This window comes from Sorangium sp. So ce1335 (assembly GCF_051521615.1).
GTDB lineage: Bacteria > Myxococcota_A > Polyangia > Polyangiales > Polyangiaceae > Sorangium.
The window spans coordinates 5,330,651-5,356,102 of record NZ_CP150363.1 but is presented as its reverse complement, the minus strand read 5'-3'; the positions used below and the strand labels follow the sequence as shown (position 1 = coordinate 5,356,102).

The window sequence follows — 25,452 nt, the reverse complement described above, 5'->3', positions numbered from 1 at the left end:
GTCGTTCGGCCCGCCGATCAGTCCCTGAGCCTCGCCGCGCCGAGCCGCTCGGCGTTCGCCAGCACGCGACGCGCGATGTTCGGCCCCTCCCCCCGGCGGTCCAGGCGCCGCGGGATGATCCCGCGCTCCGCCGCCTCCCACAGCTCCGGCTGGGAGATCCCGGTCTCGGTCCGCGCGCGGAGCTGCGACAGGGAGATCTCGACCTCGGGCAGGACGATCGGCGGCTGCGGGTCGCGGAGGAGCGCCGGGTCGATGCAGCACGAGAGATCGTTCGCTCCGGCCGAGCGCGCGTTCAGCGACGGGATGCCGAAGCGCGCCTCCAGCGTGCGGATGACCGACGCGTGATCGAGCACGGTGCTGACCGCGCAGCCCCTCCGGACGAACGGGCCCGCGACGATCGACGGGACCCGGAACCCGAGCTGAGCGAACAGCGGATCGTCGTCCGTCGCCGCGGGCGGCGCGACGTGATCGAAGAAGCCTCCGTGCTCGTCGTAGGTGATCACGAACAGGCACTGCCCCCACTGCGGGCTCCTCGCGAGCGCGTTGTAGATGCTGGCCATGAGCACCTGTCCGAGCTGCACGTCGTGATCGGGGTGATCGTCGTTCGCGGCGGCGCCGAAGAACTGGGGATCGATGATGGAGAACGCGGGGAGGACCCCCGCGGCCGCGTCCTCGAAGAATCGCTCGATCCCGGAGACTCCCTTGAACTTGAAGTACGCGCCCGAGCACCAGGGCACGTCATGGTAGTAGTTCCTGCTCGAGATCCCTGCGTCGCTCAGCAGCTCGAACACGCTCGTGAACCCGGTGACCGGCACGTTCCTGGAGACGCCCCGCGACGTGGCGCCGTGCAGGAAGAACCGGTTGGGCCAGGTCGGGCCGAGCACCGAGCAGAACCAGCGCTCGCAGACCGCCGACGCGTCCGCGAGCGCGTAGAGGATCGGCAGGTGCTCGCGCACGTGATACCCCATCACGTCGCGCTGGTGTGGCCCTGCGTGGGCGACGACGAACCCGTCGTTGCGCCCCTGATTCCACTGCGCGTGCGCCGCGTCCCAGCCGTGCGGCGGGTCGGCGGGCGTGAAGGTGTCGAGCTCGAACGGCGAGACCGTCGCTCCGTCCAGCGCCAGGTTCGACTCCCTCCCTGTCAGGCCGTCGATCTGCCGGCCCTCCCTCAGCAGCAGCGAGCCGAGGTAGTGGTCGAACGAGCGGTTTTCCATGCAGAGGACGACGATCGTGCTGATGGGCGAGAGCAGCTCGGCCGGGCTCAGGCCCAGCGTCTCCGCGCATCGATCCGCAGGAGCGCCGCCCGCTCCGCCGTCTCCCGCCTGTCCCGAGCCGTCCGCACCTCCTGATCCGCTCGCGGCTCCTGCGCCGCCCGCGCCGCCGTTCCCTCCCGGATGCCCCGACCCCGACGCGGCGTTCTCGTCCAGCGCCGCGGTCTCCGCGGCGCTGCACCCGAACGTCGCGGCGCCGAGCGCGGCGCCGAGCCCCGTCAGCACATGGCGGCGGGTGAGAGGATCATGCGGCAAACCATTCCGTTTTTGCATCACACACAGGATCCTCAGGAACGCTGGGCCGCGGAAGGACTTTTGGTGCCATTTCCGCCCAACGGTGCCTGGGGATACTCGAGCAACACATGAGCACGCCCGGCACGTGACCTGCGCGTTACCCGGAAAACCTTTCTTTTCGCGGGGTCGGCCGGGTGGTATGAGTAGAAATCGCGGGGGCCTACGTCTGTACTCTGTCACCATCCGATGAGCTCAAATCCGCTCCCAACTACGCCCGCCGGGATGGACGCCGTCGCGAACGGCCGAACGCTGCGGCCGCTGCGGCTGTGCATCGTGGACATGAACAATGGCCACGTGAACCAGGCAATGCGCTGCCTGCGCGGGCTCGCCACGGCGTTCTTCGAGCGTGTCCAGATGTACAATCCGGGCGTCGCCTGCGAGGTGGTCGAGGTATCGCCCCGTGACACGAACGCGCCCATCCCGGCGGATTGCGATCTCTACCTGTCCTCGGGGGGGCCCGGCTCGCCGTTCGATGGAGAGGGCGAGCCCTGGATGCTCGACTTCGGGCGCTTCGTGGACGGCGTTGTCGAGTCGGCGATCCGCGGGGGCGCGGACCGACGGGCGCTCTTCGCGATCTGCTACTCGTTCGAGCTCATCGTCCACCATTACCGGCTGGCCGACGTCGTGCCGCGCGCCGATCGCAAGTTCGGCGTCATGCCCATCTACACGACCCCGCTCGGCCAGCAACATCCGCTGTTGGCTCCGTTCGGCGACCGTCTCTTCGCCTTCGAGCACCGCAACTGGGAGGCGGTGAATCTCGACGAGCGCCGGCTGGGCTCCTTCGGTGGCCAGCTCCTGGCCCGCGAGAGCCGGGACGGCGTCTCGAAGGGTCGGGCCATCCTCGGGCTGGACGTCGCGCCGGGCGTCGAGGCGGTCCAGTTCCATCCGGAGGCGGATCGCGCGGGCGTCATGAGCTGGGTGGCGCGCCCCGAGCAGGCCGCCGCCTTCAAGGCGGCCTACGGCGAGGTCACCTACCAGGCGATGCTGCGCACACTTGACGATCCCAGGCGGCTCGCGCGCACGTACGCGTTGGTCATCCCGGGCTGGCTCGGGCGCTGCTTCAACGAGATCGCCGGCCCCCGCGGCTATGCGGCGCTCCCGCCCCTCGAGGATCTCCCGTGCACGCGCTTCGACGCGCACTGCCGCGCCGAGGAGCTGGCCGCGGCCTCGGGGAGATCCCCCGGCTCGGGTCACGACGTCGCGCGCGGCGCCTGACCAGGGCATCTCCAAGCCGGGGTAGCTACACGCTGGCGCCATATTTCTGAAACGAACGAGAAAGCAACGCGGCCTCGCCACGCGATGCGGCTGACGCACGCGACGTAACCGGCGTGACTGAAGTAACCGACGTGACCGACGTGACCGACGTGATCAACGTGACCGACGTGACCGACGTCACAGTGCGAGATGCGACCGACAGGCGCTGCGCGGTCACGAGCGGCGCAGCGCTCGTGACCCATGCGAACGGCACGAACGACGCGGACGAAGCGTGCGCGCGACGACCGGGTGCTCGCGCCTTGCGCGGTGGCCTACGTACGGCATATGGTCATGAGATAAAGGATGAGCGCGAGCAGGGCTCGCGACCCAGCATCCGACGCCGGGGACCCCTCGGGCACGCATCAGAGAGAACGTATGGATCACTCGCGTCCGGCCGCTCCGAGGAGTTTCCCTTCGCCGGACGCCCACAGGCCCGGCGCGCCTGACGAGGGGCACGCGGAGGGCGACTCGCCCCAGCAAACCCCGGTCCCGCAGCCCTACGCGTCGGCCGGCGATCCTGCCGCACAGGAGGCCCAGATCGAGTCGCACCTCTCGGTGACCGACCCGATCGCCATGTCGCAGATCCGTGATGCGCTGGAGCAGCTCAGCCGCGGGCGCGGGACGCAGCCGCACGTGCTGCTCATCATCTACCACCGGCACGGCGCCGAGACGGTGCGGCTCACCGAGGGCGTGGCGGTCGTCGTCGGCCGCGATCCGACCGCCGACGTGGCGATCCCCGAGCGCAGTTTGTCGCGGCGCCACGCGCGCTTCACGTTCCAGCGCGGCGACGTGCTCGTCGAGGATCTCGGCTCGACGAACGGCACCTTCCTGAGCGGGGAGCGCGTCGAGCGGGGCATCCTGAAGCCCGGTGACGAGGTGGTGCTCGGGGAGATCACGGCCTCGCTGCGCGTCATCGCGAGCGCCGAGCTGCCGGTGCTCAACCTGGACGTGCTGGACGCGCCCCGCGTCGGCGCCGAGCGGCGAAAGCTGCCGAGCGTCGATGACCTGATGGGCGGACCGACGCCGGCAGGCGGGATGCGCGCGCTCAACGAGGAGGGGCTCGTGATGCGCAGCCCCGCGATGCGGCCGGTGCTCGAAACCGCGATGCGCCTCGCGCGCTCGTCGGCCCCCGTGCTGGTCCAGGGCGAGACCGGGACGGGCAAGGACGTGCTCGCGCGGCTGATCCACGAGGCCGGTCCGCGCCACAAGAAGCACATGATCCGCGTCGGGTGCAGCGGCGTCCCCGCGCAGCTCCTGGAGAGCACGCTCTTCGGCCACGAGGCCGACGCCTTGCCCGGCGCGACCCGGGCGCAGGAGGGCGTCTTCGAGACGTGCGCGGGCGGCACCGTTGTGCTCGACGAGGTGGGTGACCTCCCGCCCTCGTTGCAGGCCGCGCTGCTGCACCTCCTCGACACCGGTCGCATCGTCCGCGTCGGGTCGACGAGGGAGATCGAGGTGGACGTGCGGATCGTCGCGACCACCTACCGCGATCTCGAGGCGATGTGCGAGGCGGGCACGTTCCGCTCGGACCTCCTCTACCGGCTCAACGCGGTGCCGCTGCGCATCCCGCCGCTCTGCGAGCGACGCGAGGACATCGCGCCGCTGGCGCAGCGCTTCCTCCGGCAGGCGAACGAGGTCCACCGCCGCAACGTGCGCTCGCTCGACCCGGAGACGATCGCGCTGCTGGAGCAGTACCCCTGGCCCGGCAACGTGCGCGAGCTGCGCAGCGCCATCGAGCGCGCCGTCGTCATCGCTCGGGGGAACGTCATCGCGCCGCTCGACCTGCCGGAGAGCATCCAGGCCGTCCCGGCGCGCAAGCGCTCCACGCCGCCGCCGCCGGACCGCCCGCTCGCGGAGGTGGCGCCGCCCGGCTCCGGGCCGATGATCGGGCTCAAGGCGCAGATGGACCGCCTGGAAGCCGAGATCATCCTCGACGCCCTGCGCGCGACGAACGGCAACCTGGCCATGGCGGCGCGGCGGCTCAGGATGCCGCTGCGCACGCTGCAGGAGAAGATCGCCAGCCACGGGCTAAGGCGCTCCGACTACCGCGACGGCCCGCCGTCGCGCTCGAAGTAAAGCCCGGGAGCCGCTCGCCGCCGGGCGGCCCGCCGTCGCGCTCGACGTGGCGCGCGAGGCGGCGGACGGGCGCCGCGAACGCTGGCGCCTCAGCCGCCGTCAGCCTTCGTCTGCTCTCTTCAGCTTTCGTCCTGCAGCACCGCCAGGGCGGCGTTGTGCCCGCAGGCGCCGTGGACCCCGGCGCCGGGGTGCGCGTATGAAGAGCCCAGGTACAGGCCGCGGACCGGCGTCCGGTAGCGGAAGTAGGGGAACACCGGCCGGAAGAAGATCTGGTGCCGGATGTCGGCGGAGCCGCCGCCGAGATCGCCGCCGATCAGGTTCGCGTCCATCGCCTCGAGATCGTCCGGCGCCCAGATCCTCCGGGCGAGGATCCGCTGCCGGAAGCCGGGCGCGAGCTCCTCGATCCGCGCCTCGATGCGGTCGGCGAAGCGCTCGCGCGCGTCTGCCCAGCCGCCGTCGATGGAGGAGGGGACGCGCGAGTAGGCGTAGAGCGTGTGGCGCCCGGCCGGCGCGCGGGTCGGATCGGCCAGCGACTGCTGCCCGATGACGAGGTAGGGGTGCTCGGGGAGCACGCCGGCGCGCACCTGCCGCGTGAACTCGGCGAGATCGTCGAGGCTGTCGCCCGCGTGCACGACGGCCGCGCGCGCCGCGTCCTCGTGCGACCACGGCGCCGGACCGTCGAGCGCCCAGTCCATCTTGAAGGTGCCGAACCCCTGGCGGAACCGGCGCATCGCGCGCTGGACCCGGGCGGGCACGAGCTGCGCGTCGAGCAGGCGGAGGTAGAGCGTCGGCGCCGCGACGTCGGCGATGATCGCATGGCGGGCGGCGATCTCCTCGCCGTCCGCGAGCTGGACCGCGGCCGCTCGACCCTGCCTCGCGATGATCTTCTCGACGCGGGCGCCGCAGCGGAGGGTGCCCCCGCGCTCCTCGACGCGCCGGAGCAGGGCGCGCGTGACCGCGCCGGCGCCGCCCTCGGGCACGGCGAAGCCGCCGCTCGAGGCGAGCAGGGTCAGCATGAAGCCGACGATCGCCCCGCAGGGATCCTCCGGGCCCACGTCGGTGTGGAGGGCCAGGCCGGGGACGACGCGCCGCGCCGCCTCGGTCCGGAAGGTGCGCGTCGCGAAGCCGCGGCCGCTCGAGAAGGCCACCTGCGCGAGGCGGAGCAGGTTGAGCGGGCCGAAGCGCAGCATCGACCCGAGGGCGGGCGGCGTGGACAGGAGCGCGTTCAGCATCCGCTCGCGCGTGGCCGCGTGCCAGCCGGCGATCCGGCGCCACGTGGGCCCGTCCTCGCCGAGCGATCGAACGGTCGCCTCGACGTCGCGCGCGATCGACGCGCACGTCCCGTCGGGCGCCGGGTGGGCGCTGTCGACCGGCGCGTGCCGCCAGACGAGGCCGGCGCCCGGCAGATCGAGCGGCAAGAACGCGGGGCTCGTCTGACCGAAGGGGAAGAACGCCGCGCCGAGGTCGTGGAGGAACCCCGGGAGCGTCACCTCGCGCGTGCGCACCGCGCCGCCCGGCTCCTGCTCGGCCTCGAGCACGAGCACCGAGAACCCGGCGCGGGCGAGGTACGCCGCCGCCGTGAGGCCGTTCGGCCCCGCTCCCACAACGATCGCGTCAGGATCTCGGCTCTGCATCGTCATCTGCGGCCCCTCAGCCCACGAGCTGCGCGCTCGGCATGGTGCGGTTCGAGGCGATCGCCTGGCCGCTCCTCCCCAGGACCAGGACGCCGATCGGGATCACGTCGGGGAACATCGCGACCCCGCGCTGCGCGGCGCGGGCGGGCGCCACGCCGTCGGCGAGCCAGTCGTAGATCGTGCGCGCGAGCAGGCGGCGGGCGATCTCCTCGCCGACCCCGGTCGCCGCCACGGCCCCGTGCGGGCCGGCGTAGATCCCGGCGCCCATCAGCGGCACGTCCCCCACGCGTCCGCGGAGCGCGTAGGTCGACCCGCCCGTCGACGCCGCGGCGGCGAAGCGGCCGTGCGCGTCGCGCACGACGGCCCCGACGGTGTCGCACTCGATCGGCTCGGCGTCGAAGTTCCAGAACCGCTTCGCGCTGAGCGCGTGGAACCGCGCCGCGTCGTCCGCGTAGTCGCCGTCGTCGCCGTCTCCGCGCAGCGTGACGAGGGCGCGGGCGTGGCGCTCGCGCGCCTCGTCGGTGATCGGGTCGTGGTCGGCGAACCCGAGCCGGCGCGCGAACGCGGTCGCCCCCGCGCCGGCGAGGAGCAGGTGCGGCGTCTCCATCACCTTCGCGGCGACAAGGACGGGGTTCTTCACCCGCTCGACGCACGCGACGGCGCCGAACCGCCCGTCGCTGGCCATCACCGCGGCATCCATCTCGATCGTCCGCCCGTCGAGGCGGAGGTTCGAGCCCGTCCCGGCGTTGAAGCGCGGGTCGTCCTCCAGCCGCGCGGTCGCCGCGATCGCCGCGGCGAGCGCCTCTCCGCCCGCGTCGAGCGCGCCGAGCGCGTCGTCCGCGGCCCTGGCGCAGCCCTCCGGCCCGCTCTGGGGGGCGGTCACCCCGCCGTGCGTGAGGATGGCGTACTTCACTCGTGTCCCTGCGCGTACCATGGCCGGGCCCCGCCGCGAAGCCGGCCGGGCGCGCGCCGCGCGCGAGGGCCGCGCGGGACGCAACGACCGGCGTGGGCGCGAACGGCGCGGCCTCGTGGATCAGGGAGGCCCCCGGTGCCGGGCTGGGCCGCTGCGCTCGACACCCTGCCGCGCTCCTGATACGTCGCGCGCTGAGTCCGGGAGCGGGCCCGGCGCCGCCGCCCGCCCGCTCCACGACGAGCGCGGCCAGGGCGAAGGCCGCCTGCGAAGCCGCCCAGCGAGGAGAGCAGAGACCGTGGCCAAGAACGAAGCGCCGAAGACCGCCATCACGCCCACGCGCAACGAGGACTACCCGGAGTGGTACCAGCAGGTCGTGCGCGCGGCCGATCTCGCGGAGAGCTCCCCGGTCCGCGGTTGCATGGTGATCAAGCCGTGGGGCTACGCGATCTGGGAGAACATCCAGCGCGAGCTCGACGCCATGTTCAAGGCGACCGGGCACAAGAACGCCTACTTCCCGCTGTTCATCCCGAAGTCGTTCCTCGAGAAGGAGGCGGAGCACGTCGAGGGGTTCGCGAAGGAGTGCGCCGTTGTCACGCACCACCGGCTCGTGCCCGGCCCCGGCGGCGGGCTCATCCCCGACCCCCAGGCCCGGCTGGAGGAGCCGCTCATCGTGCGCCCCACCTCCGAGACGATCATCGGCGCGGCGTTCGCGAGCTGGGTTCAGAGCTACCGGGACCTGCCCTTGCTGATCAACCAGTGGGCGAACGTCGTGCGCTGGGAGCTGCGGACGCGCCTGTTCCTGCGGACGGCGGAGTTCCTCTGGCAAGAGGGGCACACGGCGCACGCGAGCGAGGCCGAGGCGCGCGAGGAGACGCGGTGCATGCTCGGCGTCTACGCGACGTTCGCGCGCGACTTCATGGCGATGCCCGTCCTTGAGGGGCCCAAGACCGCGAGCGAGCGCTTCCCTGGCGCTGTCGACACCTACGCCATCGAGGCGATGATGCAGGACCGCAAGGCCTTGCAGGCCGGGACGAGCCACTTCCTCGGCCAGAACTTCGCGAAGGCGAGCGGCATCAAGTTCCAGACGAAGGAGGAGACCGAGGAGTACGCGTGGACGACGTCCTGGGGCGTGTCGACGCGCCTCGTCGGCGGGCTCATCATGACCCACAGCGACGACGACGGCCTGGTGCTCCCGCCGCGCCTCGCGCCCGCGCACGTCGTCATCCTGCCCGTGTACCGGGGTGACGACACGCGCGCCAAGGTCGACGAGTACATCGACGGGCTCGCGAAGGAGCTCCGGGCGCAGCGCTTCGGCGAGCGGCGCGTCGAGGTCGAGATCGATCGGCGCGACATCCGCGGCGGCGACAAGCAGTGGGAGTGGGTGAAGAAGGGCGTCCCCCTCCGGATCGAGATCGGGCCGCGCGACGTCGACGGCGGCGTCGCGATGGTCGCGCGCAGGGACCGCTCGCCCAAGGACAAGTCGAGCATGGCGCGCGCGGAGCTCACGGGGCGCATCACCGAGATCCTCGGCGACATCCAGGCGACGCTCTACGCGCGCGCGCTCGCGATGCGCGACGCGAACACGCACGTGATCAACAGCCGCGCCGATTTCGACGCGTTCTTCGCGTCGAAGGGGGACAAGGAGTCGCAGGGAGGGTTCGCGCTGGCGCACTGGTCCGGCGATCCCGAGGTCGAGGCGGCGGTGAAGGACGCGCACAAGGTGACCATCCGCTGCATCCCGACCGGCGGGTTCGAGGGGGCGCCGTGGGCCGACGCGCTGTCCGGCGAGGGCCAGTGCATCTTCACCGGCAAGCCGAGCCCGCGGCGCGTGGTGTTCGCGAAATCGTACTGAGCCGCGGGGCGCGCGCCTCAGCGGCCGAACGCGGGCAGCACGTGCTCGGCCAGGATCGCAGGGAGCAGCCGTAGCTGCGCGCAATGCCCGCCGGGGCCCGCCCCGGCGTAGCCGCGCACGTAGAGGCTGCCGCCGTCGTACATCCGGGTGAGCCGCAGCGCGTCGCCCGCCTCGTCGGCGCCGCCCGAGGGCGCGCCGTCTCCGCTGGCGGTCACCGCGATCGGGCTGGCCCCGATCTCGTCCAGCAGGAAGGTGGCCACCTCGCTCGTCGACGCATAGCCGCGCGTCGGGGTCTCGGTGTGCGTCAGGTAGAAGAGCGGCGCGCCGCGCGCGGCCGCGCCGGCCAGGGCGACGTACGGGGCGAGCTGCCCGGGCACGAGCGACGTCTGCCCGGGCATGTAGGCGCCGTAGAGCGAGTCGAGCAGGATCAGCGCGTCGACGTGGCTGCTCCCGCGCTCGATGATCCTGCCGATCGCGCCCGATCCAGCGCTCCAGGACGACAGCGCCAGGCGGCGCGCGCGCGCGCCCGCGACGCCGGCGGCGCTCGCGACCTCGCGGTCGATCGCCTGGAGGAGCGCGTCCCAGCCGCCGCCTTCGAGGGCGCGCGCGTACTCGCTCGATCGGGTGCCCAGGTCGACCCCCGCGATGACCAGCCCGAGATCCCTCGGAGCGAGCTGCTTGCGCACGGGCTCCGCGCCGTGGAAGTGCACGAGCAGGTCGTAGCCGCCGTCCGCGCGGATCGCGCGCGCCGGCGGGACGAGGAGCCTGCCCAGCGGGAGGGGGTGCCAGCGCTCGTAGACGCCGAAGCCGTGGTCGGCGAAGTCGCACCCCGCCTGCGCGTCGTGCTGCGCTTCGTGCTCGACGAGCGCCGCGCGCTCGATCTCGCCACCCCTCGGCAGCGGCGACGGCTCCGCGGGCGCGCTCGCCGCCGGCGGGGCAGGCGACGCGCCGCTGGCGGGGGCGTCGCTGCGGCGCAGCGCGAGGACCCCGCCGAGGACGACCACGCTCGCCGCCAGGAGGAGCGCGTCGCGGAGCTGCCGCGCGCTGCGGCCGCTCAAAACCCGGGGTTGGTCACGGTCGGGACCCACTTCGTCGATGGAGGTTTGCCCGGGGATGCTCGGCGCGCGCTCGCCGCGCCGGAACCGGCGGCCTTCGCGCCCGTCGCGGCGGCGCTCGACGCCGGCGGCGCGGGCCTGGCTCCCTGGGGTGGAGCGACCGTCCCGCGCTCCTCGGGGACGGCGGCGTCGCTCGCCGCGGGCGCCGGCGCGGCGCCCGCGCCGGCGCTGCTCGCCGTGGCCGCGACGGCGCCGGACGAGCTCGGCGGCGCGCCGGCCGCGCCGGCCGCGGCCACCGCGCCCGCGCTGCCGGCGAGCACGATGAGCTGCTCGGGCGACACCTGCTCGGGCGGCGACGGTCGCCAGAGCCACACGAGCCCCGCGCCGACGGTCGTGACGAGCGCGAGCGCCACGGCTGCGACGAGCGTCCCCGAGCGACGCCGCGTCGCCGGGACCTCGATCGGACCGAGCGGCGTCTCCTGGCCCGGCGAGCTGTGCGGCTGCGCCTCGGGCAGCATGTGCTGCGAGAGCGATGCAGCGCTCGCGCGGAGCGTGGGGGCGTCGGCGTTCGGATGGCCGGCGGGCAGCTGCGTGAAGAAGAACTCGCTGATGCTGTCGCGGACGAGCATCACCTCGGGCGGCCGAGAGGCGCGCTCGTCCAGCGTGCGGACCGTGTCCCGGAGCGCCGCGCGGCGGCGCTGGTTGCGCTCGCCGAGCAGCCTGCGCACGAAGGCCCCGATGTCGTGGTCGGTCACCGGCGGCTCCTTCGCCAGCACGGACTCCAGCGCGTTCTCCAGCTCGAGCATCGTCTGGTAGCGCCGGTCCGGGTCCTTCTCCAGGCACGTCATCAGCACGTGCTCCAGCTCGGCCGGGAAGTCGGGGTTCTTCAGGCGAGGCGCCAGCGCCGGCCGGGAGATGATCTGCTTCAGCGTGAGGAGGTCGTTCTCCGCTGTGAAGGGGTGTTCTCCCGTCGTCAGCTTGTAGAGGACGATCCCCATCGCGAAGATGTCGGTGCGCCTGTCGACCCGCTCGCCCCGCGCCTGCTCCGGGGACATGTACGGCACCTTGCCCTTGATCTGCCCCGCGGTCGTGTCGCTGTGCGCCCGGTTCGTCGCCTTCGCGACGCCGAAGTCCACGAGCTTCACGTGGCCGTCGTACGTCACGAGGATGTTCTGGGGCGACACGTCGCGGTGCACGAGCCCGAGGAGCTGGTCGTCGTTCTGCGGGTCCCGGAGCTCGTGCGCGGCGTGCAGGCCGAGGCACGCGCGGCTGAGGATGCGGAGCACGATGCGCAGCGGGATGGCGACGCCGCTCTTGTTCGCCGCCCGCGCGATGACCGACAGCGCCTCGCCGTCGACCCACTCCATCACGATGTAGAGGACGTCGTCCTGCTCCCCGAGGTCGAGGATCTCGGCGACGTTCGGGTGCTGGATCCCCGACGCGAGCCGCGCCTCCTCGAGGAACATCGTCTCGAACTGCACGTCGTCCGAGAGCGACGGCAGCATCGTCTTGATCGCGACCGTCTTCTGGAAGCCGCGCAGCCCCTTGCGGCGCGCCGCCCACACCGTGGCCATCCCCCCCTGCGCGATCGGCAGGAGGAGCTCGTACTGCCCGAGCTCCTTTCCCGGCAACAGCTCAGGTTGGGGGATCATGGCTTCGTGCGGCGCCCTCCTGACCGAACCGCGGGAGCTCGGGCAGCCCGAGCCAGTCTAGCATCCGGACCGCGCGGTAACGCTATGTGGTGAAGCTCACGAAAGCATCGCCCTGGAGGCGCCTCCTCGGGGCCGGGGGGCGATCAGGCGCCGGGCGGGACCGGCTGACCCCAGAGCTGCTGGTAGATCTCGCTGAGCTTCCGGTGCGTCTCGGCCGAGAAGCCGTTGACCGGATAGGGCCAGCGGAAGCCGTCCCCCATGGCCTGGTTGCACGAGAACGAGACGAGCAGGTCGACCGGCGTGGGGTTGTTCGGTCGCACCATCGAGATGCCGAGGCCGGGGTAGAAGCAGTTGCCGCGGTCCGCGGTGAAGCTGTCCTCGTCGCCGAAGACGTCCAGGATCTGATCCTTGAGCTCCTCGTCGATGTCGCTGCTCGTGAGCTGACGCTGCTGGAGGATGACGAAGTTCTTGAAGCGGGGCTGCGCCGGCAGCACCGGAGTCGCCGCCGTCTGCCCGGGGATGAGGTTCGGCGGGATGAGGCCGGGGAGCGCCTGCTGCAGACCCTGGAGAGCGGCCTGCCCCATCTGCTGGAGCTCGGGCGGGATCCCCGGGATGAGCGTGGGGGCGCCGGTCGTCGGCACCGGCGTCGGGGCCAGCTCCTGCCCCTGGAGGCGGAGCACCGTGATCTGCGCCTTGTCCATCTCGTCGAACGGCGCCGTGCGGGCGGCGCAACCGACGACGAGAGGGGCCAGCAAGGCGAGGCCTGCGAGTGTACGGGTGGTGAGGTTCATGTTCACTTTGACGTTCATCTAGCACGGCTATGCGCGGGAATGTGAACAGCGACCGCGCGCGGCAGGCCTCGCGCGCGGCCGCCCACCTCCCGGCGGGCTTCACATCGTGCTCGCGCCGAACTCGTAGAGCGCCCGGATCTCGCCGAGGCGCGCCGTGATATCGGCCCGGGTCACCGCGGCGATCCGCTTCGTGCCCACGGCCTCGACGCAGAACGAGGCGGTCGCGGTCGCATGGAGCATGGCGCGCCGGAGCGCGAGGGCCGTGATCTCCGGCTGGCACGCGAGATAACCGATGAGCCCGCCGGCGAAGGCGTCGCCGGCGCCTGTGGGATCGATGACGTCCTCGAGCGGGAAGCCCGGCGCCGCGAACACGCCGTCCTCGTCGAAGAGCAACGCGCCGTGCTCGCCGCGCTTGATGATCAGCCGGCGGGGGCCGCGGGACAGGATCTCCTTCGCGGCGCGGCGGATGTTGTACTTGCCCGAGAGCTGGCGCGCCTCCTCGTCGTTCACGACGAGCGTGTCGATGCGGCGCAGCATCGCCGCGACCGTCTTCGGCTCCCCGTCGATCCAGAAGTTCATCGTGTCGGCGAGCACGAAGCGCGGTGACCGGACCTGCTCGAGGACATCGAGCTGGAGCGCGGGGTGGATGTTGCCGAGCAGGACGAAGGGCGAGTCGCGGTACGCCTCCGGCAGCTTCGGCGCGAACGACGCGAACACGTTGAGCTGCGTGTCCAGCGTCGTTCGGTGGATGAGATCCACGTCGTAGCGCCCGGCCCAGCGGAAGGTCTTGCCAGGGACGCGCTCGACGCCCTCGACGGCGATGCCTCGGGCGCGCATCGCCCCGAGCGTCTCCTCGGGGAAGTCGTCGCCGACCACGGCGACGGTGCGCACCGGAGCGAAGCAGGAGGCAGCGAACGACGCGTAGGTGGCTGAGCCACCCACGACGTTCTTCGCGTTGCCGGAGGGGAGCTCGAGGTCATCGAACGCCATCGAGCCGATGATGAGGATCGCGGAGGGGGTCGTCACAGGCAGCCTCCTTAGCCAGATTTGCGCGCAGCGGCTAGCCGCGCGTGTCGTTTCGGCGACGCCGCGTGCGCAGCAGCGACACCGCCCCCCGCGGAGAACCAGACCGCCCGCCGTGCCGCGCGGCGGAGCGAGCACGGCCCTGGCGCCGCCGGGCGGCCATGCCCGGCCGGCGGCGCCGGGCGGCCGCGCTCAGTCGGCCTTCTGCCGGGGGCCGACGAGCCACTCGAGCCGCGCCTGCGCGTCGGGCGACGTCGCGCCGGCCGAGGTCATGATCGATTTCTGCAGCGCGTGGCGGGCGGGGCTGTGCGACACGTCGGGGAGATCGTGGGCGAGGGCCTTCGCGACGTTCCGCGCGTGCACGATGTTGCGGTTCAGCACCGCGATGACCGCCTCGACGCTCACCGCCTCCTCCGACACGTGCCAGCAATCGAAGTCGGTCGTGAGCGCGAGCGTCGCATAGGGGAGCTCCGCCTCGCGCGCGAGCTTCGCCTCGGGCAGGTTGGTCATCCCGATGACGTGCGCGCCGAAGGACCGGAACATGCGGCTCTCGGCCCGCGTCGAGAACTGCGGGCCCTCGATGCAGACGTACGTGCCGCCGCGGTGGACGCGCGCCCCGGTGGCGCGCGCCGCGTCGTGAACGGCGGCGGCCATGATCGGGCACACCGGATCGGCGAACGGCACGTGGGCGACGAGGCCGTCGTCGAAGAACGTCGAGATCCGGCGCTTCGTGAAATCGATGAACTGGTCGACGACGACGAGGTCGCCGGGCTCGATCTCCTCGCGCAGCGAGCCCACCGCGCTCACGCTGAGCACGTGCGTCGCGCCGAGCATCTTCAGCGCGCAGATGTTCGCGCGGTAGTTGATGCTCGACGGCGAGAAGCGGTGCCCGCGGCCGTGGCGCGGCAGGAAGAGGACGGTCGCGTCGCCGCCCCGGACCTGGCCGCGGAGCACCACGTCGCTCGGCAGGCCGAAGGGGGTGGACACCGAGACCTCCTCGACGTCCTCGAGCCACCCCATCTCGTAGAGCCCGCTGCCGCCGATGACGGCGAGCACGTCGTGCGTTGCGCCCTTGCTCATCGCTCGAACCTCCGCTCCGCGAGCAGCCGCTCGCAGAGGAGCGCGCGTCGCTGCCGGCGGCACCGCTCGGCGAAGACGAGCGACCGGAGCTGCTCGTAAGCGCGGTTGATCTCGTCGTTCACGATCACGTAGTCGAAGAAGCCGTAATGCTCGATCTCCCCCTTCGCGTTGCGGAGGCGGCGGAGCGTCGTCGGCTCGTCCTCGGTGCCGCGCCCGCGCAGGCGCCGCTCGAGCTCGGCGAGCGACGGAGGCAGGATGAACACGGCGACCGCCTCGGGGAGGCTCGCCTTGATCTGCCGCGCGCCCTGGTGATCGATGTCGAACAGGACGCCGCGCGCGGTGGCGCGCGCGATCTCGATCTCCTTCAGGCTCGTGCCGTAGAGGTGATCATGCACCCGGGCCCACTCGGCGAAGGCGCCGATGCGGATCATCTGCTCGAACGTGCTCGGGTCGACGAAGTGGTACTCGCGGCCGTCGACCTCGTTCGGGCGCGGGCGCCGCGTCGTGTGGGAGACCGAGAAGCGCAGATCGGGGAACTCGCTGCGCAGCCTCCCGCAGAGCGTCGTCTTCCCCGCGCCGGACGGGGACGACACGATGAGGAGGAGGAAGTCGTCACTGAGTGCTTCGGTCGACATGCTCTCCTGTCACTCGATGTTCTGGACCTGCTCCCGCAGGCGTTCGAGCTCCACCTTCATCGCCACGACGTGATGGGAGATGGCGGCGTCCTGCGCCTTGGAGCCCAGCGTGTTCGCCTCGCGTACCATCTCCTGAAGCAGGAAGTCGAGCCTCCTTCCGCAGGGGTCGCTGCCCGGCGCCGAGAGCGCGCCGCCGAACTGGTCGAGGTGGCTCCGCAGGCGGGTGATCTCCTCGGTGATGTCGCTGCGCTCGGCCAGCAGCATCACCTCGGCCTCGACGCGCGCGGCCTCGAAGCCGGCGTCCACGCCGTGGAGAAGGCGCTCGACGCGCTCGCGCAGGCGCCGCCGGAGCGCCTCGCGCGCGTCGTCCGCGCGCGCCACGACCTCGGCGGCCAGCGCGCGGAGCGTCTCCACGCGGCCGCGCATGTCGCTGGCGAGCGCCTCGCCCTCGCGGTGGCACATGCCCTCCATGGCGTCGATCGCCCGCTCGATCGCCAGCTTGAGCGCGCCGCGGACGGTCGCGATCTCGTGGCCGCCGGCGGGCGCGAAGAGGTCCGGCACGGCGCAGAGCAGCGACAGCGGCACGTCCGCGCCCGGCGCGAGCTCGTCGCGGAGCTCGGCGAGCGCGCGGAACGCCGCGCGCGCCTTCGATTTGTCGAGCATGCACGGGGCCAGCACCGCGCCCTCGGTGCGCACGATGATCTCGATGCGCCCCCGGCGCAGGCGCTCACGCGCCACCTGCTCGGCGAACATCGTGAGGTCGACGAGCTCGCGCGGGAGCCGCGCGCGCACGTCGAGGAAGCGCTGGTTCACCGAGCGGATCTCGGCGACGACGCGCCCCTCGGTGAGCGAAGCGTCACCGAGCCCAAAGCCGGTCATGCTCCGCACGCGCCGCTCCGCTCTACCTAGCTCGCCTTGTGCCCGCCGTCCGCGCCCGCCTGGGCCTTCGGCAGCGGGACGTTGCCGCACGTGACCGTCGCCGACGCGGCGGCGGGGCCCTTCTCGCGCAGCGTCTTCAGGTACGTGACGGTGGGCGCGATGCCGTCCTCCCAGCGCACGCGCGGCGCGTACCCGATGAGCTCGCCCGCGCGCGAGATGTCCGCCAGCGAGTGGCGGATGTCGCCCGCGCGCGGCGGGAGGTGCTCGACCGCGACCTCCCGCCCGAGCACCCGCGAGATCTCCTTGCAGAGCTCCTTCAGCCCGATCCTGCGCCCGCCGGCGATGTTGATGATCTCGCCCTTGAACTTCTTCGGCGACGTCGCGGCGAGCAGGTTCGCGAGGACGGTGTTCTCGATGAAGCAGAAATCGCGCGTCTGCTCGCCGTCACCGTAGATAGGAATCGGCCGGTTCTGGAGGGCGGCGTCGATGAACCGCGGGATCGCCGCGGCGTAGGCGCCGTCCGGCGTCTGGTTCGGCCCGAAGACGTTGAAGTAGCGGAGGCTCAGGGTCTCGATGCCGTAGATGCCCGCGAAGACCTTCATGTAGTGCTCGCACGCGAGCTTCGTGACCGCGTACGGCGACAGCGGCATCGGCTCCATCGCCTCGTGCTTCGGGAGGAGCGGCGTCTCGCCGTACGCGCTCGACGACGCGGCGAAGATCACGCGGCGCACGCCCTGCCGCCGCGCCACGTCGAGCACCGTGACCGTGCCGCCCACGTTGACGGCGTTCGACTCGACCGGCGTCTCGACGCTGCGCGGGACCGAGCCGAGCGCGGCCTGGTGGAGGATCACCTCGACGCCCTTCGCCGCGTCCGCGACCGCCGCCGCGTCCCGGATGTCGCCGGTGATCCGCTCGATCAGCGACTGGTGCGGGAGCCCGTCGAGGTTCTCCCACCGGCCCGTCGCCAGGTTGTCGAGGACGCGGACCCGCTCCCCCGCGGCGGTCAGCGCCGCGACGAGGTTGCTTCCGATGAAACCGGCACCGCCGGTGACCAAATAGCGAGGCGTGGACATGTGCGTGCTCCCCAGCGGGCGCCTACTTCTTCTTGAAAAGGTTGTCGAGCTTGCTGCGCGAGTCGGCGATGCGCTTCGAGTTATCCTCCGGTACGCCGTTCTTGAACGTGAAGAAAGTACAATAGTTCGCTCTTTCCCGGTCCGGGATGTACTCGGCGATGTGCTCCTTGCACTGGTTGTGCGCGGCCGGGTCCCAGTTCTCGCAGTTCTTGCAGCAGTGGAGGTCGACGCCGCAGTGGGGGCAGGTGTCCGCGCGCTGGAGCTTCACCTCGAAGATGAGCTCGTTCTTGCATTTATGACAGAAGTGCCGCTTCGCCTCGACCTTCGGAATCCAGCTCATGATGTCCTCCGGTACCACGACGAGCCCCGATCCGGCAGGCAGAACGTTCCATGAGGGGGGCCGGTCGGGCACGGTGCGTCTTTATCCCACAAACGTTTCCCCGGGGAACGACCTCGTCCGGCGCGGACGGCGCGCCGGCCGCGAGGGCGTGTTGCGGAACGATGCGCTCGCCGTGGGGCTGCGCGGGTGCGTGGCGCGGAGCTCGTCCGCCCGGCGCGGAGCGGTTTACACGAGCCCCTTGCGCCGCTGGATCTCGCCCATGACCCGCTGGTACTCGATCTCCCAGGTGCGAGAGCCTTCCTGCACGTGGCGGAGCTTGCCGCGCACCTCGGTGTCGAGCGCCTCGTCCATCTCGAGGTACTTCCGGAGGATGGGCCTTATCCGGCGCCGCAGGTCGTGGTCCTCGACGAAGACCTCGTCGACGTTGTTCGAGTGCATCAGCATCTCGAGCAGCTGGTCGAGGAGATAATCCATCGTTTCCTCGCCTGTCTTGATCCCCTTCTGTTCCGCGGCCAGGCGCTTGACCCGGTTGAACTCGCCCTGGGGGAGCCCGCGCGCCTGGAGGATCTCTTTGGCCCGCTCGGTCGCTTCGCGCTCGGCGTTCAGGTAGCTCGTGAACACCGACTCGATGTCGAGCGCGACCTCTTTCTTCGACGCGCACTCGATATCCCGATTGTCCACGAGCGCGCGGACGATTTCTTCTGTGAGAGGAGTAATTTTGCCGCTAAAGAGGCGCATCCAACGTCCGTAGCTGGAGGAGCGGTCGAACTGGCTCCCCCGTGCAGGGGTTCATTCACGGGGCGTGCCCGGCTCAAACCGAAAGGTACGGGCCGCGTCTCCGGGATGTCAACGCAAGTAGGAGGGTTCCGGCGCAAGTCGGAGCCGCCCGGCAGGTGGGGCCCCCGGAAACAGCAGGACCGCGACACCGCAAACCGCAGGAGCAGCCGCGATGATGATGGGTAAGGATGCGATGGCACGGAGCGTCAGGGTCCAGCCTGGCGCGCTCGGGAACGACGGTGGACTCGACCTCGATTCGCGCAAACGTCGGGTTGTCCGGCGGGGCGCGATCGGCAATGCGGCATCCCCGGCCACGCAGGCAGCGCTGGCCGACGGGGGGACCATCCAACGCGTCGCGAAAGGGCGTCACCTCGTGACGCAGGGCGACGCGGCGACCGCCCTGGCGATGCTGAGCCTCGGCCGCGTCCGGCTGGTGCGAGGGATGAGCGACGGGCGCAGCCTGTCGCTCGGGTACAGAGGGGCCGGCGACGTGCTCGGCGAGGCGGCGCTCGGCGGCGTCACCGCGCACCGGGAGAGCGCCATCGCCACCGAGGACGTCGAGGCGCTCATCGTCCCGCTGGCGACGGTGCGCAACCTCATGGCGAGCGACGCCAACTTCGCCGCCGCGATCGTGACCACGCTGGTCGAGCGCCATACGGACACCGAGGAGCGCCTTGCCTCGATGCTCTTCCGCAACGTGGAGGCCCGTCTCTGTGAGTTCCTGCTCAAGGCAGCGACGCGCTGGGGCATCCCCGACCCGCGCGGGGTGCTCATTTCCGCGCCGTTCACCCATCAGGAGATGGCGAGCATGATCGGCTCCACGCGCGAGACCGTCACGCTCACCCTCGGCGACCTCCGCCGCAAGGGGGTGATCGAGATCGACCGCCGTCGCATCGTCGTCCTCGATCGCGACGCGCTGAAGGCCCGCATCTGAGCCCGCTCGCCCGGCGGCGTCGTCGAGGGGGAAACGCCCCGCCGCCGCGCCGCCCGCCGCCGCCCAGGCGGCTCGCCCCGCGGCCCCCGCTCCGATCGCCCGACTGCTCCCGGCGTCGCAGCGGCGCCCGCCGCCCTGCTCCAGGCGCAGCTTCCATCACGGACCCGCTCCCAGAGCTCCTGCGGGGAGCTCCGGCTGCTGCCGGGTCCGCTCGCTCGAGCGCGCGCTGGGCGGCCCCGCTCCGGTCCGCCGCTCACGCGTCCGCTCGCTCGCGTCCGCGCCGGGCGGCCCGCTTCGGTCCGCCGCTCACGCTGCGCAAGCGTCCGCTCGCTCGCGTCCGCGCCGGGCGGCCCGCTTCGGTCCGCCGCTCACGCTGCGCAAGCGTCCGCTCGCTCGCGTCCGCGCCTAGCGATCCCGCTTCGGTCCGCCGCTCACCGGGTCGCGCGTGGAGCGGACGCCGAGCTTGAGCCTTCGCATCACGGCATGCTTCTGCCGTTCCTTGTACCGGGCGTGGCTCGCGTCGCCGACCTCGTTCGCCGCCTCGGTCTCCCGGTCGATGAGCTGGAACTCGCAGAGGACGAAGATGATCGGCCCGAGCGCCCAGGCCGCGGGCGGCGCCATGTCGAGGATCTCGGCGGGCAGGCGCACCGGCAGATCCACGACGAAGTGGATGACGCGGTAGCTCCGATCGCTGAAGGTGTTGTCGCCGGCAGTCAGCCCGTCGTCCACGTCGGTCTGCAGCGCCTCGAGCATCGGCTGGAGGTAGGGGCGCGTCTCGCAGTAGCTCCGGAACCGCAGGATCGTGTTGGTGCTCTCGCCGGGCACCACGTAGTTGAACGGGAACAGCCGCTCGGACAGGTACAGCAGGACGGGCAGGAGATCGTCCACGGTGCGGCAGACGATGCGAAAGCGGAGCTTGTCGTAGATGGCCGCCGCGGTCGTGTCCGTCTTCGAGAGCAACTTCGTGTAGAGCGAGTCCTTGTTCTTCCGCCCGCCGATGAACTCGGTGATCGGGAAGCCCGCCGCGAGCATGCCGCCGATCACCCGGTAGACCTTCTCCTCGACGAGGTGGAAGACGTCCTGGTCCGACATCGGGATCGAGAAGAGGAGCTCGCGCCCGGCCAGGTGATGGATGATGTGCATCGCCTTGAGGATCGTGCAGGCGCAGAGCTGACGGTGGCCCTTGCCCGAGGCGAGCATCAGGATCTCCTCGACCGACGCGCGCGCGACCGGGCTCGGGATCGGGAACTCGAAGTGGCGGCGCAGGTACGCGATCGCCTCGTTCTTGACGCTCTCGAGGTGCGCGCGATCCCCCGGCTCGTCCGGCCGGAACTCCTGCGCGAGGAGGAGCTCCCGCGCGGCCTGCTCGTTCTCGAGGTTGAGCCTCCGCCAGTCGATGACGGACTCGCCGCGCAGGATGAGGTGCACGGACTCGAGGTCCATGAGCGTGAACTCTTCAAGCCGCTTGAGCCGGCCGGCGGAGGCGTCGTGCGTCATGACCTCACGCTCCCCGAGCGGTAGCGCCAGCGTCGCCAGACGCCCGGGGAACCGTCGCGTCGACGCGCAGCAGGCGGGTGCTGGGCGAGAAAGTCAGGAGACAGGGGCGTTCGGCGGGGCAGGGCGAGAGCTCGGGGTGCGACCGAGCGACAGGGTGCCGAGGAAGATGCCGATCGTCAACGCGACGACGGCAGCGTGGCCGAGGTAGGCGCCACTGCAACCAATGGCAGCGAACGGGGCGAGCGCAGCCAGATACCACGGGGTGATCCTCATCGGTTCTCCTTCTTCGCCTCCAGCGGCACTGCTCGAGCCGCATGGTCGCTCCCTCCCGGGGGGCACCACGGTGCATCACGATCGTCCCGGGCAGAGCGTGTAAGTCGTTGTAGGATAAGGTGCCACGCCCTGCTGCTGCGGGCCAAGAAGTAGCGGCTCCGGGGGGAACGCATCAAGGGAATTCGTTCTCACTTTCCATTCCCACTCGAACCGCCGGCGCTGCATACGAAAATTACTGAACGAAAACAATGGGTTGTTGTTCAGGTTGGAGCTCTTGCATCAGGGGTGGTCCGCGGCCCGCTGGACGCGAGGTGATGCTTGAAGGACACGCGCCCAACGCACGGCCCTGCCTGGCTTGTCAGTTTCCGGGAGTCAACGGTCTCGTGCGCTGGCCGGCCACGGTTGTGCAGTGGCATCCGTCCAGCCAGGAGGGGGGCTGTTCAGGATCGGGTGGGGGGCGGTTCAGCGCCGGGCGGCAACGCGGTTCAGCGCCGGGCGGCAGCGCGGTTCAGCGGACGGGGAACGTGATCCTGGACGCGTCCCCGAGCGTGATCGCCCGGCTCGTGACGTCGCGCCCGCGCGTCCTCCCCACGGCGATCTCGAGGTCGTAGAGGCCGTCCGGGAGCCGCACCTTCGCGAGGACCGCCTTCGGCGCGGTCCCCTCGGCAAAGCGCCAGGTGCTGCCATGGACCGGCGCCGCGTCGGTCGCCACGTCGCCGGAGGAGCGATCCGTCCAGGTCATGTCGAGCTGCACGACGGTCGACGCGTCGTCGAGACGCAGCTCGATCTCCCGTTCCTCGGGCATTCCCTTGAAGAGGACGCTCCCCGCGAGCAGCGCTCCTGCGACGAGGATCGCGGGGGCGAGGCGCCTGGTCCAGGCGGGGCGCGGGGCCGGCTCGGCCGGCGGGGCGCTCGGTTCGTCGTCGACGAGTTCCTGAGGGGTCGAGCTCATGAGCTTCAGCGGGCGGCGCGGCTCGTGCGGATCCGCTTCACCAGGCCGTCGATCACCTGCTGCGGGAGATCGAAGGGGGGCATCTTGTTCTTGCCCTTTCTGATCGTCTCCGCCATCTGCGCGTCGGTCACCCGCTCCTGCCACGCCGCGTCGGTCAGGTCGGGGGCGCGGACCATCGGCCCCTGCGGCCCGTCGCCGCGGCCGGCCCTGCCGTGGCAGCTCGAGCAGTTCCGCTGCCAGGCGAGCTCGATGAGCCCCTGATCGGTCTCGTTCGATGCGACCGGGCGAGCGGCGACCTTGCCTCCCTGGCCCTCGTTGGGGCTCGGCGGATCGTGATCGGCCGGCGTCCATTCGCGGACGTCGCCCGGCCCGGGATCGCAGCCGAAGAGGCCGACGGAGAGGACGGCGGCGCCAAGGAGGCGAGCGAGGGGCTTGTCGTGGCGTCTCCGCATGTCGTGGAGGACTACGGATAGTGAAGATGGTGGGGGAGGCAAGAAAGAAGGACGAGGGGACGGAACCCGCGGCCGGCGCGCCAGGAAAAGGCGCGCCGGCAGGGTTCGCGTCAGCCCTCGGCGCGCCGGGGGCGCGGCGTGGGCGGCCTGCGCGCGTGCGCGGGCAGGGCGCGCGCGCACGGCGGAGGGGTCACTTGCAGGGATCGCCGGCGACCTTGCCGCCGCCGTCCACCGGCTGCTTGTCGACCGCCTTGCCGTCGATGGCCGCGATGAAGAACCCGGTGCGGCGGTTCTGGGCCTTGCCCTCGGGCGTGTTGTTGTCGGCGACCGGCTTACTCTCGCCGAAGCCGACGGCGATGAAGCGCTTGCAGTCGTGGCCCTTCGCGACGAGCCAGCGAGCGACCGACATCGCGCGCTTCTCCGACAGCGTCTGGTTCAGGGCGTCGTCGCCGTCCGAGTCGGTGTGGCCTTCGATGCGGAGCAGGCTGACGTCCTTCCGCTGCTTCAGGAAGTCGTCGACGATGCTGAGCACCTCGTCGCTCTCGGGCAGGAGCCTGTCGCTGTTCGTCTCGAAGACGACCGGCCCCGGCAGCTCGACCTGGTTGCCCTTCAGCTTGAAGGTCATCTTGAAGCGCGGGCGGGGCTTCTTCTCCTCCTTCGGCTCCTCGGGCTTCGGCTCCGCGGGGGGCGGCGGCGGCGGGGGTTCCGGCTCCTTGCTGCCGGCGTTGAACGAGGCGCTGGCCGTGCAACCCGCCGTCACGGCGGCAGTGCCAACCATCATCGCGGCGCACAGAACGGAAGCGACGTATCTACGCATGGACGTTGTTCTCCTCTGAGGGCACGAGCCAGAGCTCGCGTCGGCAACCCGCCGGGCTGACGCGCTTGGACGGCAGCTCGCCATGAATCTTCACCGCCGTCGGGCATTTGCGTGGTGGGCGCATCGAAGCGACGCCGCCTTCTAGCGAAAACTCAGGACGAACGAAACCGGGAACAGGGCGCCGCCGTGGACCCGCGCAAGCGGACGGACCGACAACCCACGCCGCCGAGGCCGCTCTCGCTGCGCGCGTACCCTGGACGGGCGGGGTCGTTCTAGAGACGCTCGCGAGGCGCGCGACGGCTCATGGGCGCGCACGATCTTCGCGAGCGTCGTGCATGGCGCGCGCGGCGCGAAGGACGCGAACGGGCCGGCAGATCGAGCTGCTCGCGCAGCGCAGGTGGGTTGGAGGGAGAGGGGAGGGCACCCGGGAGGTGCCCCAGGGAGAGGCCCGCGGAGCCGTGGGCGAGGGGTCGTGCCGCAGAGGGATCGCGAGAGCGCGCCGCGTTCAGCCGTCGCCCGCGCCGCCTGCGCCGCCGTCGCCCGCGCCGCCGTCGCCTGCGCCGCCGTCGCCCGCGCCGCCGTCGCCCGCGCCGCCGTCGCCCGCGCCGCCGTCGCCCGCGCCGCCGTCGCCCGCGCCGCCTGCGCCGCCGTCGCCCGCGCCGCCGCCACCGCCTTCACCTTCGGGCGCTTCCCCGCACGGCACGCCGGTCGCCTCGGCAGGGGGCGCGACCTCGCCGAGCTGGACCTGCTTCGCGGTGAACCCGAGGCCGATGGAGATCGCATCGCACTCCCGGCTCGGATCCTGGCTGCCGTCTTTCATGATGTCCGAGGCGCGGCGGACCTGGTCGAGGATGGTGTCGAGCCCCGGGCCCTCGCAGACGCCCGGCTGGACGGCGCCGATGACGCTGCGCAGCTCCTCGACGAGGACGGACGTCTCGAGCACGCCCGCGAGCGTGCCTTTGACCACCGACTTGTGGTCCGGCGCGAGATCCATCGCGATCCGCACGTTGCGGATCGTGAGGCCGATCGTGGTGCCCGAGAACGTCAGGTTCAGCTTGAAGCTGGCCTGGGACTCCGGGCCCGACACCCACGTGTTGTCGACGACGTAGCTGGCCGGGAACACGACCTTGGCGCTCTCGATGTCCTGCGCGTCCTCGAGCAGCTCCGGGACGACGGGCCACTTGTCGCTCCCGTTCCACGAGGGCGCCGTGCCGAGCGTGGCGCCGCCGTAGAGCTTGGCGGTGAGCGGGTTGTAGGACGCCTTGTCGCCGAGGCCTTCGAGCTTGAAGATCACGGTGAAATCGCCGTTGCCGATGGCCTCGGTGACCCGGGTCGACGGGTCGCTCAGCAGGGTGGCGATGAGGCCGACGAGCCTGCTCCCGAAGGCGTTGTCGATGCCGTCGACGCCGTCCGGATACACGTCGGAGGGGGGCGCGCCGTCGACCGGCTTGCACAGGTCCTGCGATACGGTGCTGGACACCTTCCCATCGAGGTTGAAGCCGTACTGCTTCCAGCTCCCGGCCATCTTCTTCCCGTCGCGATCCGTCTCGCCGAGGAAGAGCCGGTCGATGCCGAACGCGACGTCCTCGCCGTCGCCGGGCTGCACCGGTCCTGGCGGGGGAGGCTGACCGGGGTCGACGTTCGTGCCTCCCGCAGGATCCACAGGATCGGAGCCGCAACCGGCGACGGAGCCGGCAACCGAGGCAACCGACAGGAGCGTCGTCGCCAGATAGACCGCGACGGCGATACGGGAATGACGCATCATCGACCTCACTTTCTGGAAACCCCACCCCGGATCAGGCAAGTGCTCTCAAGCGGGCGCACATGCTAGCGCCGGCCCGCGCGCCTCATCAAGGACGATCCCCGCTGCGCCATGCGCTATATGTGAGCGCGGAAGCAAGCGCTGGCAGGTCGCCGAGATGCCTTCC

Annotated in this window: 23 protein-coding genes; 4 read left to right on the top strand and 19 right to left on the bottom strand. The window is 71.5% G+C overall.

Annotated features, from left to right (window positions below):
* Positions 1-17: 17 nt before the first annotated feature.
* Positions 18-1,526 (bottom strand): alkaline phosphatase family protein, encoded by a 1,509-nt coding sequence (locus WMF24_RS19710; protein ID WP_437737976.1) that lies wholly within the window; start codon positions 1,524-1,526, stop codon positions 18-20.
* 261 nt (positions 1,527-1,787) lie between these two features.
* Here WMF24_RS19710 and WMF24_RS19705 point away from each other — a divergent pair, with 261 nt between their 5' ends.
* Together WMF24_RS19705 and WMF24_RS19700 are read left to right on the top strand one after the other, a co-directional pair.
* Positions 1,788-2,780 (top strand): hypothetical protein, encoded by a 993-nt coding sequence (locus tag WMF24_RS19705; protein WP_437737975.1) that lies wholly within the window; start codon positions 1,788-1,790, stop codon positions 2,778-2,780.
* Between the two features lie 414 nt (positions 2,781-3,194).
* Positions 3,195-4,895 carry a sigma 54-interacting transcriptional regulator gene (locus tag WMF24_RS19700; protein WP_437737974.1) on the top strand — a complete coding sequence of 567 codons (1,701 nt, stop codon included), beginning with the start codon at positions 3,195-3,197 and terminating at the stop codon, positions 4,893-4,895.
* Between the two features lie 119 nt (positions 4,896-5,014).
* On the opposite strand, the gene WMF24_RS19695 is transcribed toward WMF24_RS19700, so the two are convergent.
* Together WMF24_RS19695 and WMF24_RS19690 are read right to left on the bottom strand one after the other, a co-directional pair.
* Entirely contained in the window at positions 5,015-6,535 is a 1,521-nt protein-coding gene (locus tag WMF24_RS19695; RefSeq protein WP_437737973.1) for a phytoene desaturase family protein, read from the bottom strand.
* Between the two features lie 10 nt (positions 6,536-6,545).
* Complete coding sequence (locus WMF24_RS19690) at positions 6,546-7,442, bottom strand: isoaspartyl peptidase/L-asparaginase (RefSeq protein ID WP_437737972.1); 897 nt, start codon at positions 7,440-7,442, stop codon at positions 6,546-6,548.
* Between the two features lie 295 nt (positions 7,443-7,737).
* On the opposite strand from WMF24_RS19690, the gene proS reads away from it, so the two are divergent.
* Positions 7,738-9,294, top strand: coding sequence for a proline--tRNA ligase (gene proS / locus WMF24_RS19685; RefSeq protein WP_437737971.1), 1,557 nt, complete (start codon positions 7,738-7,740; stop codon positions 9,292-9,294).
* A 17-nt stretch (positions 9,295-9,311) separates the two neighbouring features.
* On the opposite strand, the gene WMF24_RS19680 is transcribed toward proS, so the two are convergent.
* The 10 genes from WMF24_RS19680 to WMF24_RS19635 form a co-directional block, all read right to left on the bottom strand.
* Positions 9,312-10,352, bottom strand: coding sequence for a hypothetical protein (locus tag WMF24_RS19680; RefSeq protein ID WP_437737970.1), 1,041 nt, complete (start codon positions 10,350-10,352; stop codon positions 9,312-9,314).
* On the bottom strand, positions 10,349-12,001 hold the full coding sequence (locus WMF24_RS19675; protein WP_437737969.1) for a serine/threonine protein kinase: 1,653 nt from the start codon (positions 11,999-12,001) through the stop codon (positions 10,349-10,351). Before WMF24_RS19675 ends, WMF24_RS19680 begins: the two co-directional genes overlap by 4 nt.
* Before the next feature lie 143 nt (positions 12,002-12,144).
* The gene (locus WMF24_RS19670) at positions 12,145-12,810 is read right to left on the bottom strand and encodes a hypothetical protein (RefSeq protein ID WP_437737968.1); all 666 of its coding nucleotides are present in this window, start codon (positions 12,808-12,810) and stop codon (positions 12,145-12,147) included.
* 81 nt (positions 12,811-12,891) lie between these two features.
* Positions 12,892-13,818: a PfkB family carbohydrate kinase gene (locus WMF24_RS19665; RefSeq protein ID WP_437737967.1), complete on the bottom strand. Its 927-nt coding sequence runs from the start codon at positions 13,816-13,818 to the stop codon at positions 12,892-12,894.
* A 189-nt stretch (positions 13,819-14,007) separates the two neighbouring features.
* Complete coding sequence (gene mtnP / locus WMF24_RS19660; RefSeq protein ID WP_437737966.1) at positions 14,008-14,895, bottom strand: S-methyl-5'-thioadenosine phosphorylase; 888 nt, start codon at positions 14,893-14,895, stop codon at positions 14,008-14,010.
* Positions 14,892-15,530: a guanylate kinase gene (gene gmk, locus WMF24_RS19655; RefSeq protein ID WP_437737965.1), complete on the bottom strand. Its 639-nt coding sequence runs from the start codon at positions 15,528-15,530 to the stop codon at positions 14,892-14,894. The genes mtnP and gmk overlap by 4 nt, the downstream gene beginning before the upstream one ends.
* Before the next feature lie 9 nt (positions 15,531-15,539).
* Positions 15,540-16,409, bottom strand: a complete 870-nt coding sequence (locus tag WMF24_RS19650) for a YicC/YloC family endoribonuclease (RefSeq protein WP_437738823.1) — start codon at positions 16,407-16,409, stop codon at positions 15,540-15,542.
* 26 nt (positions 16,410-16,435) lie between these two features.
* The gene (locus WMF24_RS19645; protein ID WP_437737964.1) at positions 16,436-17,482 is read right to left on the bottom strand and encodes an SDR family oxidoreductase; all 1,047 of its coding nucleotides are present in this window, start codon (positions 17,480-17,482) and stop codon (positions 16,436-16,438) included.
* Between the two features lie 22 nt (positions 17,483-17,504).
* Positions 17,505-17,750: a hypothetical protein gene (locus WMF24_RS19640; RefSeq protein WP_437737963.1), complete on the bottom strand. Its 246-nt coding sequence runs from the start codon at positions 17,748-17,750 to the stop codon at positions 17,505-17,507.
* A 297-nt stretch (positions 17,751-18,047) separates the two neighbouring features.
* Positions 18,048-18,560, bottom strand: a complete 513-nt coding sequence (locus WMF24_RS19635; RefSeq protein ID WP_437737962.1) for a DUF507 family protein — start codon at positions 18,558-18,560, stop codon at positions 18,048-18,050.
* Positions 18,561-18,771: 211 nt separating this feature from the next.
* On the opposite strand from WMF24_RS19635, the gene WMF24_RS19630 reads away from it, so the two are divergent.
* Positions 18,772-19,533, top strand: a complete 762-nt coding sequence (locus WMF24_RS19630) for a Crp/Fnr family transcriptional regulator (RefSeq protein ID WP_063827109.1) — start codon at positions 18,772-18,774, stop codon at positions 19,531-19,533.
* Between the two features lie 405 nt (positions 19,534-19,938).
* On the opposite strand, the gene WMF24_RS19625 is transcribed toward WMF24_RS19630, so the two are convergent.
* From WMF24_RS19625 to WMF24_RS19600, 6 genes are all read right to left on the bottom strand, one after another.
* Positions 19,939-21,030: a TIGR04552 family protein gene (locus WMF24_RS19625; RefSeq protein ID WP_437737961.1), complete on the bottom strand. Its 1,092-nt coding sequence runs from the start codon at positions 21,028-21,030 to the stop codon at positions 19,939-19,941.
* Between the two features lie 93 nt (positions 21,031-21,123).
* On the bottom strand, positions 21,124-21,303 hold the full coding sequence (locus WMF24_RS19620; protein WP_020736450.1) for a hypothetical protein: 180 nt from the start codon (positions 21,301-21,303) through the stop codon (positions 21,124-21,126).
* Between the two features lie 508 nt (positions 21,304-21,811).
* Complete coding sequence (locus WMF24_RS19615; protein ID WP_437737960.1) at positions 21,812-22,255, bottom strand: hypothetical protein; 444 nt, start codon at positions 22,253-22,255, stop codon at positions 21,812-21,814.
* A gap of 5 nt (positions 22,256-22,260) precedes the next feature.
* On the bottom strand, positions 22,261-22,707 hold the full coding sequence (locus WMF24_RS19610; protein ID WP_437737959.1) for a c-type cytochrome: 447 nt from the start codon (positions 22,705-22,707) through the stop codon (positions 22,261-22,263).
* 190 nt (positions 22,708-22,897) lie between these two features.
* Positions 22,898-23,488: an OmpA family protein gene (locus WMF24_RS19605; RefSeq protein WP_437737958.1), complete on the bottom strand. Its 591-nt coding sequence runs from the start codon at positions 23,486-23,488 to the stop codon at positions 22,898-22,900.
* A 541-nt stretch (positions 23,489-24,029) separates the two neighbouring features.
* Entirely contained in the window at positions 24,030-25,289 is a 1,260-nt protein-coding gene (locus WMF24_RS19600) for a hypothetical protein (RefSeq protein WP_437737957.1), read from the bottom strand.
* Positions 25,290-25,452 lie beyond the last annotated feature (163 nt).

Bases quoted from the DNA above. Each gene is read 5' to 3' on its own strand.
- WMF24_RS19705 (WP_437737975.1), top strand. From the start codon at position 1,788: ATGGACGCCGTCGCGAACGGCCGAACGCTGCGGCCGCTGCGGCTGTGC.
- WMF24_RS19700 (WP_437737974.1), top strand. From the start codon at position 3,195: ATGGATCACTCGCGTCCGGCCGCTCCGAGGAGTTTCCCTTCGCCGGAC.
- WMF24_RS19695 (WP_437737973.1), bottom strand. From the start codon at position 6,535: ATGACGATGCAGAGCCGAGATCCTGACGCGATCGTTGTGGGAGCGGGG.
- WMF24_RS19675 (WP_437737969.1), bottom strand. From the start codon at position 12,001: ATGATCCCCCAACCTGAGCTGTTGCCGGGAAAGGAGCTCGGGCAGTAC.
- WMF24_RS19670 (WP_437737968.1), bottom strand. From the start codon at position 12,810: ATGAACGTCAAAGTGAACATGAACCTCACCACCCGTACACTCGCAGGC.
- mtnP (WP_437737966.1), bottom strand. From the start codon at position 14,895: ATGAGCAAGGGCGCAACGCACGACGTGCTCGCCGTCATCGGCGGCAGC.
- gmk (WP_437737965.1), bottom strand. From the start codon at position 15,530: ATGTCGACCGAAGCACTCAGTGACGACTTCCTCCTCCTCATCGTGTCG.
- WMF24_RS19650 (WP_437738823.1), bottom strand. From the start codon at position 16,409: ATGACCGGCTTTGGGCTCGGTGACGCTTCGCTCACCGAGGGGCGCGTC.
- WMF24_RS19645 (WP_437737964.1), bottom strand. From the start codon at position 17,482: ATGTCCACGCCTCGCTATTTGGTCACCGGCGGTGCCGGTTTCATCGGA.
- WMF24_RS19635 (WP_437737962.1), bottom strand. From the start codon at position 18,560: ATGCGCCTCTTTAGCGGCAAAATTACTCCTCTCACAGAAGAAATCGTC.
- WMF24_RS19630 (WP_063827109.1), top strand. From the start codon at position 18,772: ATGATGATGGGTAAGGATGCGATGGCACGGAGCGTCAGGGTCCAGCCT.
- WMF24_RS19625 (WP_437737961.1), bottom strand. From the start codon at position 21,030: ATGACGCACGACGCCTCCGCCGGCCGGCTCAAGCGGCTTGAAGAGTTC.
- WMF24_RS19620 (WP_020736450.1), bottom strand. From the start codon at position 21,303: ATGAGGATCACCCCGTGGTATCTGGCTGCGCTCGCCCCGTTCGCTGCC.
- WMF24_RS19615 (WP_437737960.1), bottom strand. From the start codon at position 22,255: ATGAGCTCGACCCCTCAGGAACTCGTCGACGACGAACCGAGCGCCCCG.
- WMF24_RS19610 (WP_437737959.1), bottom strand. From the start codon at position 22,707: ATGCGGAGACGCCACGACAAGCCCCTCGCTCGCCTCCTTGGCGCCGCC.
- WMF24_RS19605 (WP_437737958.1), bottom strand. From the start codon at position 23,488: ATGATGGTTGGCACTGCCGCCGTGACGGCGGGTTGCACGGCCAGCGCC.
- WMF24_RS19600 (WP_437737957.1), bottom strand. From the start codon at position 25,289: ATGATGCGTCATTCCCGTATCGCCGTCGCGGTCTATCTGGCGACGACG.